At 71.2% G+C, this 17,979-nt stretch carries 14 protein-coding genes and 1 tRNA gene; 12 read left to right on the top strand and 3 right to left on the bottom strand.

Annotated elements, in window-relative coordinates:
* Positions 1 to 51: 51 nt before the first annotated feature.
* Both murJ and BH708_RS13310 read right to left on the bottom strand, forming a co-directional pair.
* Positions 52 to 1,791, bottom strand: a complete 1,740-nt coding sequence (gene murJ, locus BH708_RS13315; RefSeq protein WP_076809372.1) for a murein biosynthesis integral membrane protein MurJ — start codon at positions 1,789 to 1,791, stop codon at positions 52 to 54.
* Complete coding sequence (locus BH708_RS13310; protein ID WP_157235954.1) at positions 1,788 to 4,220, bottom strand: DUF6049 family protein; 2,433 nt, start codon at positions 4,218 to 4,220, stop codon at positions 1,788 to 1,790. Before BH708_RS13310 ends, murJ begins: the two co-directional genes overlap by 4 nt.
* Positions 4,221 to 4,417: 197 nt before the next feature.
* Here BH708_RS13310 and BH708_RS13300 point away from each other — a divergent pair, with 197 nt between their 5' ends.
* From BH708_RS13300 to BH708_RS13245, 12 genes are all read left to right on the top strand, one after another.
* Positions 4,418 to 5,833, top strand: a complete 1,416-nt coding sequence (locus BH708_RS13300; RefSeq protein WP_253705575.1) for a CCA tRNA nucleotidyltransferase — start codon at positions 4,418 to 4,420, stop codon at positions 5,831 to 5,833.
* A 273-nt stretch (positions 5,834 to 6,106) separates the two neighbouring features.
* Positions 6,107 to 8,839, top strand: a complete 2,733-nt coding sequence (locus BH708_RS13295) for a transglycosylase domain-containing protein (protein ID WP_083713586.1) — start codon at positions 6,107 to 6,109, stop codon at positions 8,837 to 8,839.
* 141 nt (positions 8,840 to 8,980) lie between these two features.
* Positions 8,981 to 10,027 carry an iron-siderophore ABC transporter substrate-binding protein gene (locus tag BH708_RS13290; protein WP_076809364.1) on the top strand — a complete coding sequence of 349 codons (1,047 nt, stop codon included), beginning with the start codon at positions 8,981 to 8,983 and terminating at the stop codon, positions 10,025 to 10,027.
* A 1-nt stretch (position 10,028) separates the two neighbouring features.
* Complete coding sequence (locus BH708_RS13285; protein WP_253705324.1) at positions 10,029 to 11,105, top strand: iron ABC transporter permease; 1,077 nt, start codon at positions 10,029 to 10,031, stop codon at positions 11,103 to 11,105.
* Complete coding sequence (locus BH708_RS13280) at positions 11,105 to 12,103, top strand: iron chelate uptake ABC transporter family permease subunit (protein WP_076809362.1); 999 nt, start codon at positions 11,105 to 11,107, stop codon at positions 12,101 to 12,103. The genes BH708_RS13285 and BH708_RS13280 overlap by 1 nt, the downstream gene beginning before the upstream one ends.
* A complete protein-coding gene (locus BH708_RS13275) occupies positions 12,100 to 12,900 on the top strand; it encodes an ABC transporter ATP-binding protein (protein ID WP_076809360.1) in 801 nt (266 codons plus the stop codon). Before BH708_RS13280 ends, BH708_RS13275 begins: the two co-directional genes overlap by 4 nt.
* A gap of 200 nt (positions 12,901 to 13,100) precedes the next feature.
* On the top strand, positions 13,101 to 13,391 hold the full coding sequence (gene rpsF / locus BH708_RS13270) for a 30S ribosomal protein S6 (protein WP_076809358.1): 291 nt from the start codon (positions 13,101 to 13,103) through the stop codon (positions 13,389 to 13,391).
* 56 nt (positions 13,392 to 13,447) lie between these two features.
* The gene (locus tag BH708_RS13265) at positions 13,448 to 13,984 is read left to right on the top strand and encodes a single-stranded DNA-binding protein (protein ID WP_076809356.1); all 537 of its coding nucleotides are present in this window, start codon (positions 13,448 to 13,450) and stop codon (positions 13,982 to 13,984) included.
* A gap of 123 nt (positions 13,985 to 14,107) precedes the next feature.
* A complete protein-coding gene (rpsR, locus tag BH708_RS13260; RefSeq protein WP_076809354.1) occupies positions 14,108 to 14,344 on the top strand; it encodes a 30S ribosomal protein S18 in 237 nt (78 codons plus the stop codon).
* A 17-nt stretch (positions 14,345 to 14,361) separates the two neighbouring features.
* Positions 14,362 to 14,835 carry a 50S ribosomal protein L9 gene (gene rplI / locus BH708_RS13255; RefSeq protein ID WP_076809352.1) on the top strand — a complete coding sequence of 158 codons (474 nt, stop codon included), beginning with the start codon at positions 14,362 to 14,364 and terminating at the stop codon, positions 14,833 to 14,835.
* 344 nt (positions 14,836 to 15,179) lie between these two features.
* Positions 15,180 to 16,538 carry an amino acid permease gene (locus tag BH708_RS13250; protein ID WP_157236144.1) on the top strand — a complete coding sequence of 453 codons (1,359 nt, stop codon included), beginning with the start codon at positions 15,180 to 15,182 and terminating at the stop codon, positions 16,536 to 16,538.
* Positions 16,539 to 16,711: 173 nt separating this feature from the next.
* Positions 16,712 to 16,795, top strand: a tRNA-Leu gene (locus BH708_RS13245).
* A gap of 145 nt (positions 16,796 to 16,940) precedes the next feature.
* Here BH708_RS13245 and BH708_RS13240 read toward each other — a convergent pair.
* Entirely contained in the window at positions 16,941 to 17,972 is a 1,032-nt protein-coding gene (locus BH708_RS13240; protein WP_076809350.1) for an LCP family protein, read from the bottom strand.
* Positions 17,973 to 17,979: the final 7 nt, after the last annotated feature.

Below are 17,979 nucleotides of genomic sequence, written 5' to 3'. Positions count from 1 at the left end.
CCGTCCTTTACCTCGTCGTGCCCTCCTGCGCCCCTCACGAGCGTCACCATGCTACGAGGTCACTCTGCGACCGCGCCGGGACAGCCGGGTCACGACACGCTGGGCATAACCGAGCAGTTGACGGATCTCGCCCACGTTCAGCGCCGAGCCGATGGCGGCGAACACCGCCGCCATCACCACGGCCACGACCCCGCCCAGCAGCACGGCGGTGGCCCGGTGCCACCAGATCAGGTCCCCGGCCAGGGCCACCAGCCCGGTGCCGACGGCCCAGCTGGCGACGGTCGCCGCGAGCAGCTTGCCCGTCGTGATCGCGCCGGTGCGGATGCTCGGCGGCGTGGTGCCCAGGGTGGCCGCATGGCGACGCAGCTGCCACATGCCGACGATCCAGGCCACGAGATTGCCGAGGCTGGTCGAGCCGGCCGCGGCCATCGTCGCCCACATCGGATCGACGGAGGTCAGGATGACCGGGACCGCTGCGACGCTGATCAGGGCGATCGGGATCTGCGCGAGGAAGGGGGTGCGGGCGTCCTCGTAGGCGTAGAACACCCGTTTGATCAGGTACAGCGCGGCGAAGGGCACCAATCCCAGCACGTAGGCGACCAGCACGGTGCCGTTGGCGCGGGCCGCGATCGGGCCGGTGCCGCCGCCGATCACCCACATGATCGGGCCGGACAGGGCGATGAACACCGCGGTGCTCAACATCATCGGCACCGCGAGCATGCGGTTGGTCTCCGCGTACCGGGCCAGGGCGCCGGCGTGATCGCCGTCGACCGCCCGTCGCGAGATCGCGGGGAAGACCGCCGTGACGACAGCCACCCCGATGACCCCCTGCGGGATCATGAACGCCATGTACGCCCAGTCCATGGTCAGCAGCGCCGGGTATCGCGCGGCCTGCTCCGGCTGGTCGCTCAGCTGCTGGGTCATGCGCACGGCGCCGCCGGTCGCCCAGCGGGAGGCCCAGATGCCCAGCTGCCCCAGTCCCAGCATCCCCAGCGTCCACAGACCGATCCGGCTGAGCTTGCCCAGACCCAGGCCGCGGAAGCCCCACCGGGGCCGCAGCCGCAGGTCGAGCTTCTTGACGTACCAGGACAGGAACACGACCTGCGCGGCCGAGCCGCCGACGTTCATCGCCGCCATCGCGACGATCATCGGCAGCGTCCAGTCCGCCGGGGAACCGACCTTGCCCCAGGCGGCGACGAACATCCCGGCCCCGAGGATGCCCACGAGATTGTTGAGCACCGGGGCCCACTGGTACGGCCCGAAGGAGTCGTGGGCGTTCAGCAGCTGCCCGCACATCACGTACAGCGCGGAGAAGAACACCTGCGGCATCATCCAGTAGCCCAGCTGCACCGCGAGCCCGTAGGTCTCCGGGGGCAGCACACCGCTGGTCACGGTCAGCAGCAGCGGGACCGCGATCATGCACACGAGGGTGATGCCCAGCGAGACCACGGCCACCAGCGTCATCAGGCGCGAGATGTAGTCGCTGCCGCGATCCGGCCGTTTCACGGCCCGCACGATCGCGGGCACCAGGATGGCGTTCAGCGTGCCGCCGCCCACCAGGAGCCAGATCGTGTTGGGCAGGGTGTTGGCGGCGCTGAAGGCGCTGGCGGCCGAGGACGTGGAGCCCGCCAGGATGACGCCGAACATGAAGTTGCGGACGAAGCCCAGCAGGCGCGAGACCATCGAGCCGGCCGCCATCACCACGCTGGCCTGCATCAGCTTCGAGCGGCTGGCGGGGACGCCGTGGCGGCGGTGGCGGGGGACGTGCTGGACGCGTCCGGCGGTGCTCACGGGCGGTCCTCCTCGGGGCGGTCGGCGGTGGTGTCGGCGTGCGGGCTCTCGGGGTCCGGATCGTCGGTGGACGACGGGTCGGCGTCAGCGGGCGGTATCCGCTGCTCCTCCTCGCCGACCGCGTCGTCCGTGTCGCCGGTGGCCTCCGGTGCGGGCGTCGAGCGTCCGGTACGGGCCAGCTCCTCGGGGTCCTCGGGTCCGTGGACCGCCGGGGCGCGGGTGGAGGATCCGGTGCGACGGGCGCGGGCCACGCCCACGACCACGAGCACGCCCATGCCGATGACCAGCACCAGCGTGGTCCAGTTCTCCCAGGCCGGGTTCACCGTCAGCGGCACCTGGACCGGTTCGGTCAGCTCCGTGCCGTCCTCGGTGGTCAGCACCGTGGTCAGGGTGACGGTGCCGTTGGCGACCGCGTCGACCGGGACGGTCGCATCGACCTGGCCCCGGGCCGGGACCTCCACGGCCCCGTGCTCGCCGATCTGGACCAGGGGGCGGTCCGAGGTGACCTCCGTGTGCACCGTGATCGGCGTGTCCAATCCGTTGGAGATGGTGATCGGCACGCCCACGGAGTCGGAAATCAGGTTGTACCCGGAGGCGGGGACCACTTCGATCCTGCCCTCGAGGTCCTCGGCCCGGGCGGCGGCCGCCTCGGCGCGCTGGGCCGGGATCTCGGGATGGCCGCGCCACCGGATGGAGACGGCCCCGAGCATCTCCCGCCGCGCCGGCTCCAGGGAGGAGTCGTCCTCCATCACCGTGGCGAGAGTGCCGAGTCGTCCCCAGCTGTCCTCGAGCGAGGCGAGCACCTCGGGGTCGAGCAGCTCGGGGTCCGCGGCGGACTCGAGGTGCTCCCAGTCGCCGTCCTCCGTGCGGGCCGCAGGCATCACGTCCCGGCTGCCGAGCCGTCCCAGGGTGAAGAGCTCGTCGCCCTCGGCCCGGGGGTCCGTGGTCGTCTCCTGCCCGGCCGCGGCGTCCAGCAGGTCGCCCGTGCGGCCGCGGGAGATCCACGGGGCCTCCCCGAGGGCGTCGAGGGTGGCGCCGGCCGCGGCGGGATCCAGCGCGGCGTCGGGATCCGGGGAGATCAGCAGATGGCGCGGGGCGGTGGCGTACTCGGAGGCGATGGTCGCGGTCTCGGCGAGCAGGCGCTGACGGGTCTGCTCGGTGTCGGAGTCCGCGGTGAGGTGGGAGAACTCGTCCGAGAGCACGGGGTCCGGCGTCAGCAGCGGCAGCTCCTCCCCGGAGCCGTCGGAGGATTCGTACGTGCCCACCGAACTCGGGGTGACGCTCGCGCGCAGGTCCGGCCGCACGGCGGCCGACGGCAGGATCGCGGCGGCCGCCCCGGCATCGATCAGCCCGTCCAGGGTGTCGCCGGAGGCCGTCGGCCCCTCCACGTCCAGCGCCGTGGCCTGCGGGGCGATACCCGATTCCTCAAAGGTCGCCGTCCCCTTCTCGGCCGCCACGGCGGCGATCGTCTCGGCGCCCCCCTCCTGCAGGCTGACCATGTCGGCCCGGCCGTAGGGCATGGCCAGCACGGTGCGGTCCCCGACCCCCTCCGCGAGCGCGGTCGCGAGCTCCTCGGACTGCGGATCGGGCGCGTACTCGCGCGGCACCTGCGCGGACTCCTCGTCCTGAGCGTCCTCACCGCTGCCCTCGTCGGTGTCGACCGGCAGCAGCGGCGGATCCAGCAGGGACGGGTCCAGCCACCAGTCCACGTCGTCGCGCAGAGCGAGCTGCTGCTGATCGGCGAGCCGTCCGGAGGCGAGGGACTCCTGGAGCGCCTGGGGATCGGTGACCGCGGCGGCAGGCTCCGGGGCCGCCACGGGCAGCAGCACGGACTGGGTGATGCTCGCGGTCGCGTCCTCCGGGCGCCACACCACGAAGGAGCGCAGGGACGACAGCGGATCCTCGCCCGAGACGACGGTCAGGGAGATGCGACGGGTCCCCCAGAAGTAGGGAGCCTCGGAGTAGCCGAGCTCCTCGGCCTCCACCGCGATGGTGAAGGTCGCGGACTCCCCGGGAGCGAGCTCGTCGACCTCGTCGGACGCGGCGAGCGCCGCCCCGGAGGTGTCCGGGGAGGTGTCCTCCTGCCAGCTCTCGAGCTGCTCGCGGTCGGTGACGCGAGAGGTGCGGGTGCGCAGCTGGAGGTCCACCGCCGGCAGCGGCTCCGAGGAGGTGTTCGTCACCTCGACCTCGGCCGTCAGGGTGCCGCCCGGAGCCAGCGAGGTGGGGGTGAGGGAGACCAGATCCATACTCACCGGCGCGTCGGAGCCCGTCTCCGGCGGGGCGGCGGGGGATTCCATACCGGGGGTATCGGTGGCCGCAGCGCTCGGGGTCAGGGTCGCCGAGGCGCCCACCAGCACCGATGAGGCCATGAGCAGTGCCGTCAGCAGTGCCGCGAGCACCGGGCGCACGGGTAGCGGGGACGACGGCATGGTGACACTGTAAGCGGCCGCTACCGTAGAGGGCCCCCGGGTGCACGAGACCCTTACATCGCGTCCGTCTCACGCCTGACCGCCCTCGACCCACGACAGGACCCTCCGTGCCCGATCCCCTCGACATCGTCGACCCGTCCGACGAGACCTCCTCCGTCGCCGACCGGCTCGCGCGCGCCCGCCTCCGGGCCGCGTCCATGTTCCGGGCTCTGCCCGAGGAGATCCACGAGCTGGGTCGCCGGTTCGAGGCCGCCGGCTTCGAGCTCGCCCTGGTGGGAGGGCCCGTGCGCGACGCGGTGCTGGGCCGTTCCAGCGCGGACCTCGACTTCACCACCTCCGCGCGCCCGGAGGAGACCGAGGTGATCCTGCGGCAGTGGACGCACGACGGGGCGATCTGGGACATGGGCCGCGAGTTCGGCACCCTGGGCGGGATGCGCGACGGCGTGAAGGTCGAGATCACCACCTACCGCACCGAGTCCTACGACCCCACCAGCCGCAAGCCGCAGGTCCAGTACGGCGACACGCTCGAGGGAGACCTCTCCCGCCGCGATTTCACCGTCAACGCGATGGCCGTGCGGATCCCCTCGCTCGAGCTGGTCGATCCCTTCGACGGGCTCGGCGACCTCGCGCGCACGGTGCTTCGCACCCCCGTCGGCCCCGTTCAGTCCTTCACGGACGACCCGCTGCGCATGATGCGCGCGGTCCGTTTCGTCTCCCAGCTGGGATTCCGCATCGAGGACGCCACGGCCGACGCGATCGAGTCCCTCGCCGAGCGCATCACGATCGTCTCCGCCGAGCGGGTGCGCGAGGAGCTCGTACGGCTCATGCTCGGTGCCCACCCCCGCGGCGGCCTCGAGCTCCTGGTCGAGCTGGGTCTGGCCATCCACGTGCTGCCGGAGCTGCCGGCGCTGAGCCTCGAGATCGACGAGCATCATCACCACAAGGACGTCTACCAGCACACCCTGACCGTGCTGGACCAGGCCATCGATCTCGAGAGCCCGGTCGGCTCCGGAGGGCCCTGCGAGTCCCCGGACCTGGTGCTGCGATTGGCCGCGCTGTTCCACGACATCGGCAAACCCGCCACCCGACGCTTCGAGGCGGGCGGTGTGGTCACCTTCCGCTTCCACGAGACCGTCGGCGCGAAGATGACGAAGAAGCGGATGAAGGCGCTGACCTTCGACAAGGACACCACCAAGAAGGTCGCGCGTCTGGTCGAGCTGCACCTGCGCTTCCACGGGTACGTCGACTCGCCCTGGACCGATTCGGCGGTGCGGCGCTACGTCACGGACGCCGGAGACCTCCTCCAGCACCTGCACCGGCTCACCCGGGCCGATGTCACCACCCGCAATCGGCGCAAGTCCCGCACCCTGGCCCGCGCCTACGACGAGCTCGAGGCCCGGATCGACGAGCTCGCCGAGCAGGAGGAGATCGACCGGATCCGCCCTGACCTCGACGGGAACCGCATCATGGAGGTCCTGCAGATCCCCCCGGGCCGCGAGGTGGGCGAGGCGTACAAGCATCTCCTCGAGCTGCGCATGGAGCACGGCCCGCTCGGCGAGGAGCGAGCCATCGCCGAGCTGAACACCTGGTGGGAGGCTCGTCAGCGCGGCTGACGCGGCGATACCCCATGGCGCGCTCCACGTCCCTGGATGGAATCACAGCGCACGATGCTCTCGCCGAGCCGCCGCTCGTGCCTCCGCCGCCGGGGGTGAACCTCGTGTGACCGTCCGCCCGGACCGTGTGAGCAGGGCCGCACGAGACGTGCACACCCTGTGTGGTTCGACGCGGGACCGTTCCGTCTCAGGGGGAGGCGTGATCATACTGGGAGGCCGTGCGCCGCCCTCCGGCGCGCACTCGTCCGTCCCCTCGAAGGACCAGGAGCAGTCATGAGCGATTCTCGCCGCTCGTCCCGTGGCCCGTCGGGTCGATCCTCACGATCGAAGACCCCGGCGAGCGGTGGCGCACGCCGCGCCGCCGGAGTGCGCCGCGCATCCTCCGGCAAGCCGGCGGGGAAGGGCCCGGAGCCCAAGGGCACCAGCCGCACCGCCAAGAGCTCCGGGACCGGTGCCGCCGCGGCAGGGGGAGCCGCGAAGAGCTCCTCCGCCACGGGCTCGGCCGCGAAGGGATCTTCCGGGAAAGGGGGCGGCAGAACCAGCTCCCCGAAGTCCACCTCCCGGACGGCCGCGCAGGGTGGGGCGGGCGCCTCCGCGGCAGCATCGCCCTCCTCGGCGAATGCCGCCGGGCGCACCTCCGTCAACGCGCGTCACGCGCGTCCGGGGGCGAAGAGCGGCGCTGCGACGACGGCCGCCGCGGGCGGTTCGCGGAGCGCCGGGACCGATGGCGGGCGGACGGGCCGGGGCAAGAAGGCGGCGGCGACCAACTTCCTGAACTATCCCCGGGCCGGGGCCAAGAACCCGTGGCGTTGGATCCCCTCCCTCCGGCTGATCGTCGGCGCGATGGCGCTGCTGGTCCTGGCCGGTCTCGGCTTCGCCGTGTGGCTGTACAACGACACCGAGGTCCCCGAGCCGTCCGATTTCGCCCTGGCACAGACCAGCCGCGTCTACTTCTCCGACGGCGAGACGGAGATGGGCACGTTCAGCGAGATCAACCGCACCGAGCTGTCCTCCGACGAGATCCCGCAGAACATCAAGGACGCGGTCGTGGCCAGCGAGGACGACAGCTTCTACGAGAATCGCGGCGTCTCCCCGCGCGGTATCGCCCGCGCCCTGGTCAACAACCTCTCGGGGGGGTCCCGGCAGGGCGCCTCCACCATCACCCAGCAGTATGTCGAGCGCTACTACACCGGCACCACCACCTCCTACATCGGGAAGGCGAAGGAGGCGGTGATGGCGCTGAAGATCGACCAGGAGCTGAGCAAGGACGAGATCCTCTCGAGATACCTCAACACGATCTACTTCGGGCGCGGTGCCTACGGCGTGCAGGAGGCGTCTCAGGCGTACTTCGGCAAGGATGCCTCCGAGCTCACCGACGAGGAGGCCGCGCTGCTGGTGGCGGTCATCCCCGGACCCTCCGCCTACGATCCGGCGAACAACAAGGAGAAGTCCGTCCAGCTCTGGGACCGTGTCATCTCTCGGCAGGTCAATCTCGGGTACCTCACGGCCGAGGAGGCCGATGCGATGAAGTTCCCCGAGACCATCGAGCCCAGGAACGAGAACTCCCTGGGCGGCACCAACGGCTACTTGCTCATGAAGGTGCGCAGCGAGCTCCTCGAGCAGGGGTTCACCGAGGAGGAGATCAACACCGGTGGCTTCACGATCGTCTCCACGATCGATCCGGCCATCCAGGAGAACACCGTCCAGGCGATCGAGAACCTGCCCGAGGACCGGCCCGAGCAGAACAAGGTCGGCACCGTGACGATCGACCCGTCCACGGGAGCGATCAAGGCCATGTACGGCGGGGCGGACTACGTCACCCAGCCGCGCAACGACGCCACCCAGGCCCGCATGCAGGCCGGGTCGATCTTCAAGACCTTCACCCTGATCGCGGCCCTCGAGGACGGCTACCCGCTGGACTCCCGCTGGGACGGCAATTCGCCGAAGTCCTTCCCGGGGTGGACGGTCAAGAACTTCTCGGACATCGACTACGGCCGCGTGACTCTCCAGGAGGCGACCACACACTCGATCAACACGGCGTACTCCGAGGTCAATCTCGAGATCGGTCCGGGACGCACGAAGGAGACGGCCATCGCGCTGGGTCTGCCGGAGACCACCCCGGGCTTGGACGACGCGGCCTCCAACGTGCTCGGCACCGCATCGCCGACCGTGACCGAGATGGGAGAGGTGTACTCGACCATCGCCGCCGGCGGGGTGCACCACGGCTCGCATATCGTCAAGAACGTGACCCGCCCCGACGGGTCCACGCGCTACGAGTTCGAATCCGAGGAACGGCGGGTTCTGGACGAGGACGTCGCCACCAACGCGACCGTCGCCCTGCAGGGGCCGCCGACGGAGGGCTCCGCCCGAGAGCTCCAGGGCGTGATGAACGGGCGAGAGGTGGCCGGCAAGACCGGCACCTCCGAGAGCTTCCGCTCCGCCTGGTTCGTCGGCTTCACGCCGCAGCTGGTGACCGCGGTGGGGATGTTCCAGCCGTCCGAGGACGGCACCACTGCGGATCAGCTGACGCCCTTCGGCGGGGAGGAGAGCATCACCGGCGGCACGTACCCGACCGCCATCTGGGGCGACATCATGTCCACGTCCCTCGAGGGCCAGGAGATGCTGCAGTTCCCGGAGGAGGTCACCTTGGACAACGAGACCCAGGAGCGCAGCTACACGCCGCCTCCGCCTCCGCCGTCGGAGGAGCCGAGCGAGGAGCCGTCCGAGGAACCCAGTGAGTCGCCCTCGGAGGAACCGAGCGAGTCGCCGAGCGAGGAGCCGAGCGAGGAGCCGTCGGACGAGCCCAGCGAGTCCCCGAGCGAGTCGCCGAGCGAGTCGCCGTCGAACGGCGGCGACGACCAGGACGCGGGCCAGCCCACGGAAGGGACGGAGTCCGAGGGATCCGGCGGCGGGAACGGCCAGGACGACGGCGGTGGGGGCGGCGACCCCGATGCCCTGCCGCCCTCGGAACCGGCGACGGTCGGACGGGGGGACGGCGGCGCCTGAGCCCCGCCCGGCCCGTGCGGTGATCGGGATCACGGCGCGGGCAGGCACCGCGGATGTTCCCAGCGGAATTTGGTGAGGTTAGTCTTGCCTAAGTCGTCGGTCGTTCCGACGACCGTGCCGACCGACGTCCCCAGGAGAACCATGACCGCCACCACCCGCCTGACCCGCCGCGCCTGGCTCGGTGGCGCGCTCGCCGCCCCCCTCGCGCTCGCCGCCTGCAGCGGGGAAGCCGACGGAGGCGGCCCCGGCACCTCCGACGGCGGCGGCGCGGGGGACTTCGCACCGGTGACGATCGAGCACGCCCTGGGCAGCGCAGAGATCACGGCGAAGCCGCAGCGGATCGTGACCCTCGGCCAGGGATCGGCGGAGACCGCCATCGCGCTGGGGATCATCCCCGTCGGCATCGAGGAGTACCCCTGGGGCGCGGACGACACCGGCTACCTGCCGTGGATCCACGAGGCGGTCACCGACGCCGGCGGCGAGCTGCCCCAGCAGTTCACGGGCGGCACCGAGCTCGACGTCGAGGCGGTCCTCGCCCTCGAGCCCGACGTCATCCTCGCGCCCTGGTCCGGCGTGACCCAGGAGCAGTTCGACATCCTCAGCGACATCGCTCCCACCGTCGCCTACGCCGAGCAGCCCTGGGTGATCACCTGGCAGGAGCAGATCACCACGATCGGGAAGGCCCTGGGCGAGGACGAGCCCGCCGCCGACCTGATCGAGGGGATCCACGCGAGATTCGAGGAGTCCGCGCAGCCGCAGTACGCCGACTTCACCTTCTCCTTCATCTACAACTCCGGTCCCGGCACCCTCGGTGTCTTCTACGAGGACGAGCAGCGGGTGGCGATGGTCCGGGCGCTCGGCCTCACCGTCGACCCCGTGAACCAGGAGCTGGGCGAGTTCGACGTGCCCGGGACGGACTCGGCCATGATCGGCCTGGAGAACGCGGACCTGCTGGCCGACTCGGACCTCATCTTCACCTTCTACTCCGACGAGGCCAACCGCGCGGAGATCGAGGGTCAGGAGCTCTACGCCTCGATCCCCGCCATCGAGGCCGGCGCGATCGTGGCGCCCACGGATCAATCCTTCGTCACCGGTTCCTCGATCATCACCCCGCTCACCGTCCCGTGGGCCCTCGAGCGCTACGTCCCGATGATCGACGAGGCCATCGCGCAGGTCCCCACGGCCTGAGGTGAGCAGGACCGCCCTCGCCCCGCACGGCCCGGCCGACGATCTGTCGGACGGGACGTCGGCCGTCGCCTCCGCGGTGCCGTCGGGGCCCCGGCGTCTTCCGCCCTGGCTCGTGCTGGTGCTGGTCATCGTGCTGCTCGTGATCGCTGCGACGGCGAGCCTCGCTCTCGGGGCGCGCGCCGCGAGTCTGACCGAGGTGTGGGACGCCCTGCGCGGTGCCGGGCCCGAGCACCTGCGCCAGGTGGTCGACGCCCGCGAGCCCCGCACCGTGCTCGGCGCCGTCGTCGGCGCCGCGCTGGCCGCCTCCGGGCTCCTCATCCAGGGGGTCACCCGCAATCCGCTCGGCGAACCGGGCCTGCTCGGCGTGACCAGCGGCGCCTCCGCCGCCGTGGTCACCGCGACCGCCTTCTGGGGCTTCTCCGGCGGCGGAGCGACCGTCTGGGTCGCCCTGCCCGGGGCGCTGCTCGCCGTGGTGGTGGTCGTCCTGCTGGGACGCCCCGCCGGCTCCCACTCCGTGGTGCCGCTGATCCTCGCCGGCGCCGTGATCTCCGCCGTGCTGTACGCCTACATCCAGGCCATGATCCTCACCCGCCCGGACGTCTTCGACTCCTACCGCCACTGGGTGGTGGGATCGCTGGCCGGTTCCTCCTACGCCACCCTCGCCGCCATCGCCCCCGCGCTCGTGCTCGGCCTGGTGCTGGCGGCCTGGGTGGCGCCGGGCCTGAACCTGCTGGCCCTGGGCGATGACGTCGCCACCGCCCTCGGCACCCCGGTGGGCCTGCTGCGCGCCGGCGCGATCCTCGCCGCGACCCTGCTGGCCGCCGCCGCCACCGCCGCCGTCGGACCGATCGCCTTCGTCGGCCTCGCCGTCCCGCACCTGGTGCGCGGTCTCGTCGGCGGCGATCACCGCTGGCAGCTGCCGATCTGCCTGCTGCTGGGGGCCGCCCTGCTGCTGGGCTCCGACGTCCTCGCCCGGGTGATCGTCCGTCCCCAGGAGCTGATGGTCGGGGTGGTCACGGCCTTCGTCGGCGCCCCGTTCCTGCTGTGGTCCGTGCGACGCGGGAAGGTGACGACCTGATGGCTCGCGTCCTGAGCTCCCGCCCCCTGGGCATCGGGGCCGTGCTGGTCGCGGCGACCCTCGCCGGGGCCGTGGCCACCCTGGCCTGGGGCGAGCTCGGCGTCGGGCCCGGCGAGCTCGTCTCCGCAGCGCGGGGCGAGGCCGGCACGAAGGTCACCTTCGTGCTGGAACGCCTGCGCGGGCCCCGACTGCTGGTCGGCATCGGCGCGGGCATCGCCCTCGGCCTGGCCGGAGCGCTGTTCCAGACCGTCACCCGCAATCCCCTGGGCAGTCCCGACGTGATCGGGATCGGGGCCGGCGCCGGGGCCGGAGTGGCGCTGACGACCCTGCTGGCACCGGGCCTCGTGCCCGCCCCTGTCGGCGCCCTGCTGGGAGCCGCCGTCGCCATCGGCCTCGTCCACCTCTCCACCGGGCTCGGCTTCGCCTCCCCGGCCCGCGTGATCATCACGGGCATCGGCGTCTCCGCGATGGCGTTGGCCGTGACCCAGTACGTCGTGGCCGTCGCCCTGCGCGACCGCTCCTCCCAGCTCGCCGGCTACCTGGTGGGCACCCTGAACTCCCGCAGCCTCGACCAGGCCGCGCTGATCGGCGTCGCCCTGGTGGTGCTGATCCCCTTGATCGCGCTGGTCTCCCACGACCTGCGGATGATGGATCTGGGAGATGAGCTGGCCGATGCTCTCGGCGGCTCCGCCCTGCGCACCCGCACCGCGGCGATCGGACTGTCCGTGCTGCTGGCCGCGGCAGCGGTCGCGGTCGCCGGCCCCATCGCCTTCGTGGCCCTGGCCGCCCCGCACATCGCCCGCCGCTCGGTCGGCGCCCCCGGCCCGCAGCTGGTGCTGTCCGCCCTCGTGGGGGCGCTGATCATGGTGCTGGCCGACCTCGCCGTCCAGCACGTGACGGCGGTGGAGGACCTCCCCGTCGGGGTCATCACCGCCGGCGTGGGCGGCATCTACCTGGGTTACCTGCTGCTCGCCGAATGGAAGAGGTCCGACGCATGAGCGCACCCGAGACCGCCTCGTCCCTGCGCCTGGCCGGGGCGACCGTCGCCTACGGCGAGAGGCCCGTCCTGGAGGGGCTCGACTTCACGGTGCCGCGCGGCGCGTTCACCGCGGTGATCGGTCCCAACGGCTGCGGCAAGTCCACGATGCTGAAGACCCTCGCCCGCACCCTGCGCCCTCGGGCCGGTGCCGCCCTGCTCGATGAGCGTCCGCTGTCCCGCTGGCGGCCGAAGGCCGTCGCCCGACGCATCGCCCTGCTGCCGCAGGACCCCGTGGTCCCCGACGGCATCACGGTCCGGTCCCTGGTGGGACGGGGCCGCCATCCCTACCACTCGCCGCTGCGGCAGCGGCAGCCCGGGGACGACGACGCGGTCTCCGCCGCCCTCTCCGCCACCGGGGTCCAGCAGATCGCCGAGCGACCGGTGGCCGCGCTCTCCGGCGGGCAGCGCCAGCGGGTGTGGGTCGCGATGATCCTCGCCCAGGACACCGAGTACGTGCTGCTGGACGAGCCCACCTCCTCGCTCGACGTCGCCCACCAGATCGACGTGCTGCATCTGTGCCAGGACATGCGCGAGCAGGGGCGCACCGTCGTCACCGTCCTGCACGACCTCAACCAGGCCGCCCGCTACGCCGACCACCTGGTGGTGATGGACGCCGGGCGGATCGTCGCCTCCGGTGCGCCCGAGGAGGTGCTCCGCGAGCAGCTGGTGGCCGATGTGTTCGGTCTGCGCGCGCAGATCGCGGCCGATCCGCTCAGCGGCTCCCCGATGGTGGTGCCGATGCCTCGCGACAGCTGACCAGCTGATGCGTCCCCGGCGTCGCCGGTGCCCGTTGTGACCCCGGGCGCACGTCGCGTCCACCTCTGGTCCCCGGCGGAGGTGACAGGTAGGCTTGGCCGGTCCGTGGCGTGCGTCGCCGACGCCCGCGCGGACGGCATGAACCCTCCTGCCACGGAGAGACCGTGGCCGTAGAGACCACAGGAGGTGGGTACCAGAACATGCGTCAGTACGAAATGGTCGTGATCCTCGACCCGTCCGTCGACGAGCGGACCGTCACCGAGACCTTCGAGAAGCTCGTGCAGGTCATCCCGAACGAGGGTGGCACCATCGACAACGTCGACATCTGGGGCAAGCGGAAGTTCGCCTACGAGATCGACAAGAAGGTCGAGGGCATCTACATCGTCTTCACCTTCACCGCGAAGGCCGAGACCTCGCAGGAGCTGGACCGCCGGCTCGGGCTCAACGAGTCCGTCATGCGCACCAAGGTCATGCGTCTCGACGCCAAGTGATCCGCGTTCACTGACCCCCGCACCACACCTGAAGCCCCTGGAGCTAAGGAGCACCCATGGCGAATGACACCGTCATCACGGTGATCGGCAACCTCACCGCTGATCCCGAGCTGCGCTTCACGCAGTCCGGCATCGCGGTCGCGTCGTTCACCATCGCGTCCACCCCGCGCATGTTCGACCGTCAGGCGAACGAGTGGAAGGACGGCGAGGCTCTGTTCCTGCGCTGCTCCATCTGGCGCGACGCCGCGGAGAACGTGGCCGAGTCGCTGGAGAAGGGCGCCCGCGTCGTCGCACAGGGTCGCCTGAAGCAGCGCTCCTTCACCGACCGCGAGGGCAACAACCGCACCAGCATCGAGCTCGACGTCGACGAGATCGGCCCCTCGCTGCGCTACGCGACCGCGAAGGCCAACAAGGTCCAGCGCGGCGGCGGCCGCGGCGGTCAGGGCGGCTTCGGCGGCGGTGCGCCGCAGGGCGGCGGCCAGGGTGGCTACGGCGGTCAGGGCGGTTACAACAACGCGCCGCAGGGCGCCCCTGCCGCCGACCCGTGGGCCGGTGGCGGCAACCAGGGCGGGTACGACGACCCTCCCTTCTGATCGTGACCGGGGACGCCCGGCGAGCCTGAGCTCCTCGGGCCGTCCCTGTCGATCGCTGCAGTTCCAGATCCATTCCATCCCGGGTGCATGCCCGGGCTCCCCTCAGAAAGAAGGAGCACCACGATGGCAAAGCCAGTTCTTCGCAAGCCGAAGAAGAAGCTGAACCCGCTGAAGGCCGCCGGTCTCGAGACCGTCGACTACAAGGACGCCGCGCTGCTGCGCAAGTTCGTCTCCGACCGCGGCAAGATCCGTGCCCGTCGGGTCACCGGCGTCACCGTCCAGGAGCAGCGCAAGATCGCGAAGGCCGTCAAGAACGCCCGCGAGATCGCTCTCCTGCCGTACTCGACCTCCGGTCGCTGAGCGAGGAAGGGAAGCATATGACCAGCAAGCTCATCCTCACCCACGAGGTCACGGGGCTCGGCACCGCCGGGGACGTCGTCGACGTCCGCGACGGCTATGCGCGCAACTTCCTGCTGCCCCGCGGTCTCGCCACCCCGTGGACCAAGGGTGGTCAGCGTCAGCTCGACCAGATCCGCGCTGCCCGGGGCAAGCGCGCGATCGCCACCCTCGACGAGGCCCAGGCCCTCAAGGCGACCCTCGAGTCCAAGCCCGTCGTGCTCTCCGAGCGCGCCGGCGACAACGGTCGCCTCTTCGGCGCCGTGGCCTCCAAGGAGGTCGCCCAGGGCGTGAAGGCGATGTTCGACAAGGACATCGACCGTCGCACCGTCGAGTTCCCGGCACCGATCCGCTCGCTCGGCGAGCACAAGGCCACCGTGCGCCTGCACGAGGACGTCTTCGCGACCCTCGCCCTGCAGGTCGTCGCCGCCAAGGGCGCCGCCGCCAAGGCCTGATCGACGTACTGCGAGGTACGAGCGGTAGGAGATGAGGCAGTGCAGTAAGGCCTGATCGACGTACTGCGAGGTACGAGCGGTAGGAGATCAGGCGGTGCGGCAGGGCCTGATCGCCTGCCGTCGCCACCGAGTGCGACCTCGGGAACGCCTCCCCTGACGGGGAAGCGTCTCCGAGGTCGCACTCGCTCGTTCAGCGGGGGGCATCGTCCGCGGTGCTCCACGCGGGCTACCCTCGTGCGGTGACCTCTCGACGCAACGACACCTCCTCCCCGGGCTCCGTGCGCCCCGACGCCGCGACCGGACAGCACGACGGATCCCTGGCCCGCTCCCTCGGCCACGGCCAGATGGCGATGATCGCCATGGGCTCGGCGCTGGGGACCGGGCTCTTCCTCGGCTCCGGTGAAGCGATCGGCATCGCCGGCCCTGCGGTGATCATCTCCTTCGCGCTGGGATCCCTGATCGCCGCCTCCGTGGCCCTGGCGATGGGGGAGATGGCCTCCCGCCATCCCGTGCGCGGCGGCTTCGGCACCCTCGCAGCCCGCTACCTCTCCCCCTTCTGGGGCTACCTCTCGCGGTGGCTGTACTGGATCGTCACCGTCAGTGTGACCGGAGCCGAGCTCGTGGCCTGCGCCGCCTATCTCGCCTACTGGGTGCCCGCGATCCCGCTGTGGGCAGGGATCATCCTGTTCGCCGCGGTGATCCTCGCCATCAACCTCTCCAGCGTCGGATCTTTCGGCGCGGTGGAGTTCGTGCTGTCCTCGATCAAGGTCATCGCGGTGTTCGTCTTCATCCTGATCGGCGCCGTCCTGGTCATCTTCGGGCTGCCGAGCGCTCCGGCTCCCGGATTCGTCGAGCTGACCGCCGACGGGGGCTTCGCCCCGATGGGCTGGGCCCCGGTGTGGATCGCGCTGTCGGTCGTGATGTTCTCCTTCGGCGGCATCGAGCTGCTGTCCATCACCGCCGCCGAGGCGAAGGACCCCGCCCGGTCCATCCGCACCGCCGCGCGCACCACCATCGTGCGCCTGGCCTTCTTCTACGTCTTCTGCATCGGCATCGTGCTGTGCCTGGTGCCGTGGCGGCAGGCCGCCGGGGCCGGCGAGGACGTCGCCACCTCACCGTTCGTCATGGTCTTCGACCGGATCGGGATCCCCGGCGCCGCGGACATCACCAACCTGCTGGTGCTGATCGCGGCGCTCTCGGCTGCCAACGCGAACCTCTACGCCGGCAGCCGCATGATCCATTCCCTGGCCTCGGACGGGCTCGCCCCGCGCTTCGCGGCCACGACCACGGCCCGTCGTGTACCGGTGATCGGCATCGCCCTGAGCTCGATCGGTCTGGTGGGTGCGGCGCTGCTCGCCTTCAGCGGGGTGGGCGGCGTGTTCGGGTACATGATGAGCCTCGTGGTGTTCGCCGTGATCATGGTGTGGGCGCTGATCCTGGTCACCTACATACGGTTCCGCCGCAGCGGCATCACGGGCGCGACCTTCCGGATGCCCGGCGGGATCCTCGCCGCGGCAGCGGGCCTGGTGGGGCTGCTGGCGGTGTTCGCCACCGTCACCGTGCGGCCCAGCATGCAGATCGCCGCCATGGTGGGGATCCCGGCCGTGCTGATCGCGACGGTGCTGTACGTCGTCGTCGCCCGTCGGCGGATCGACCCGGCCGATATCGAGGACGCCTTCGCGGAAGCCGAGAGCATGCGCTGACCCGGGACGGGACCGTGCGCCGACCCGGGGCGGGGCCATGCGCCGACGCGCGCGATCTCCCGGAACGTGGCGTTGATTACGCTCGAGCGAGCCGGTTTTGGCTGAGGGTTCATCGGGGGTAACCTAAGGGAACCTTCGGCCTCGGCGCCTCTGTGACCCGGTGTCGAAGGAATGCGCGAGTGGCGGAATTGGTAGACGCGCACGGTTCAGGTCCGTGTGCTCGAGAGGGCGTGGGGGTTCAAGTCCCCCCTCGCGCACCGCAAGGAATTCCCCGGTTCACCCAGGTGAGCCGGGGATTTTCGCATCCAGGGGAGGGGGCCCGCGGTGCCCGGCGACAGGGCGTCCCGGGAGCGGCAGGGCGCCCCCGGGACTCGCCGGCGGCGCCCGTCCCCGTGGCCGGGCTCAGTCCGCGTGCTCGGCGGCGTACTCGTCCATCGTGCCCTCCTCCAGCGCGGTGCGCAGCTCCTCCATGCCCTCCTCGTCCGAGGCCACGACGCTCGCCCCGCCGGAGGTGGTGTACGGATCCCCGTGCGGCGCCTCCAGGAAGTGCAGGTCCGAGCTGCGCAGGTTCCGGTTCTCCACGCCCAGCTGCACGATCGTCCTGGAGTCCAGGCCTTCGTCCGTCGTGAGGTATGGGGAGAGGGCCGCGATCGTGTCGCGCATCGCCCCGGGGTTGGAGAGCGTGTCCCCGCTGAGCAGCTCTCCGGCGATCGCCTTGAGCAGCTGCTGCTGGTTCTCGTTGCGCGCGAAGTCGCCCTCGTCGAGCTGCTTGCGCTCCCGGGCGAAGACGAGCGCCTCCTCGCCGTCCAGATGCTGGGTGCCCTCGGTGAACTGCATGCCGTCCCGCTCGAAGGACTCGGGCACCTGCACGTCGACCCCGCCCAGGGTGTCGACCAGCCCCGTGATGCCCTCGAAGTCGATCAGCGCGACGTGGTCGATCGGCGTGTCCGTGTAGTCCTCGACCGTGCTCACCGCCAGGGGCAGGCCGCCGTAGGACAGCGCCGCGTTGATGCGGTCCTGTCCGTGCCCGGGGATCTCGACGTAGAGGTCGCGGGGGAAGGAGGTCACGTAGGCCCCCGAGCCGTCGGCGGGCAGGTGCACGAGCATCATCGTGTCGGACCGCTGCCCGCTGACCCCCTGCTCGGCGGCCTCTGCGGTGGTGCGCTGGTCCGAGCCCAGCAGCAGGATGTTCTGCCCGTCGTCCGTCGCCTCTGCGGGCCGCTGGCCGTCCGACGCGCCGCGGTCGAGGCTGACCGTGCTGCGCTTCTCGTAGGCCTCCTCGAGCGAGCCCAGGTAGCGGCTGGTGAGGAGCCCGCCGACGGCGAGGAGGCTGCCGATCACGACCAGCGCGATCAATGCCTTCCGACGGCGGGGCCGACGCGCTCGGCGCGGCTCGTCGTCCGGATCGGTGGTCGACGAAGTGGTGGCGTCCATAAGCCTC

The organism is Brachybacterium sp. P6-10-X1 (assembly GCF_001969445.1).
Classification (GTDB): domain Bacteria; phylum Actinomycetota; class Actinomycetes; order Actinomycetales; family Dermabacteraceae; genus Brachybacterium.
The sequence above is the reverse complement of the archived record's forward strand: the minus strand, read 5'-3'. Positions and strand labels throughout refer to the sequence as shown.

Coding starts and splice junctions, on each gene's coding strand:
- BH708_RS13310 (WP_157235954.1), bottom strand. CDS start 4,220: ATGCCGTCGTCCCCGCTACCCGTGCGCCCGGTGCTCGCGGCACTGCTG.
- BH708_RS13300 (WP_253705575.1), top strand. CDS start 4,418: ATGTTCCGGGCTCTGCCCGAGGAGATCCACGAGCTGGGTCGCCGGTTC.
- BH708_RS13295 (WP_083713586.1), top strand. CDS start 6,107: ATGAGCGATTCTCGCCGCTCGTCCCGTGGCCCGTCGGGTCGATCCTCA.
- BH708_RS13290 (WP_076809364.1), top strand. CDS start 8,981: ATGACCGCCACCACCCGCCTGACCCGCCGCGCCTGGCTCGGTGGCGCG.
- BH708_RS13280 (WP_076809362.1), top strand. CDS start 11,105: ATGGCTCGCGTCCTGAGCTCCCGCCCCCTGGGCATCGGGGCCGTGCTG.
- BH708_RS13275 (WP_076809360.1), top strand. CDS start 12,100: ATGAGCGCACCCGAGACCGCCTCGTCCCTGCGCCTGGCCGGGGCGACC.
- rpsF (WP_076809358.1), top strand. CDS start 13,101: ATGCGTCAGTACGAAATGGTCGTGATCCTCGACCCGTCCGTCGACGAG.
- BH708_RS13265 (WP_076809356.1), top strand. CDS start 13,448: ATGGCGAATGACACCGTCATCACGGTGATCGGCAACCTCACCGCTGAT.
- rpsR (WP_076809354.1), top strand. CDS start 14,108: ATGGCAAAGCCAGTTCTTCGCAAGCCGAAGAAGAAGCTGAACCCGCTG.
- rplI (WP_076809352.1), top strand. CDS start 14,362: ATGACCAGCAAGCTCATCCTCACCCACGAGGTCACGGGGCTCGGCACC.
- BH708_RS13250 (WP_157236144.1), top strand. CDS start 15,180: ATGGCGATGATCGCCATGGGCTCGGCGCTGGGGACCGGGCTCTTCCTC.
- BH708_RS13240 (WP_076809350.1), bottom strand. CDS start 17,972: ATGGACGCCACCACTTCGTCGACCACCGATCCGGACGACGAGCCGCGC.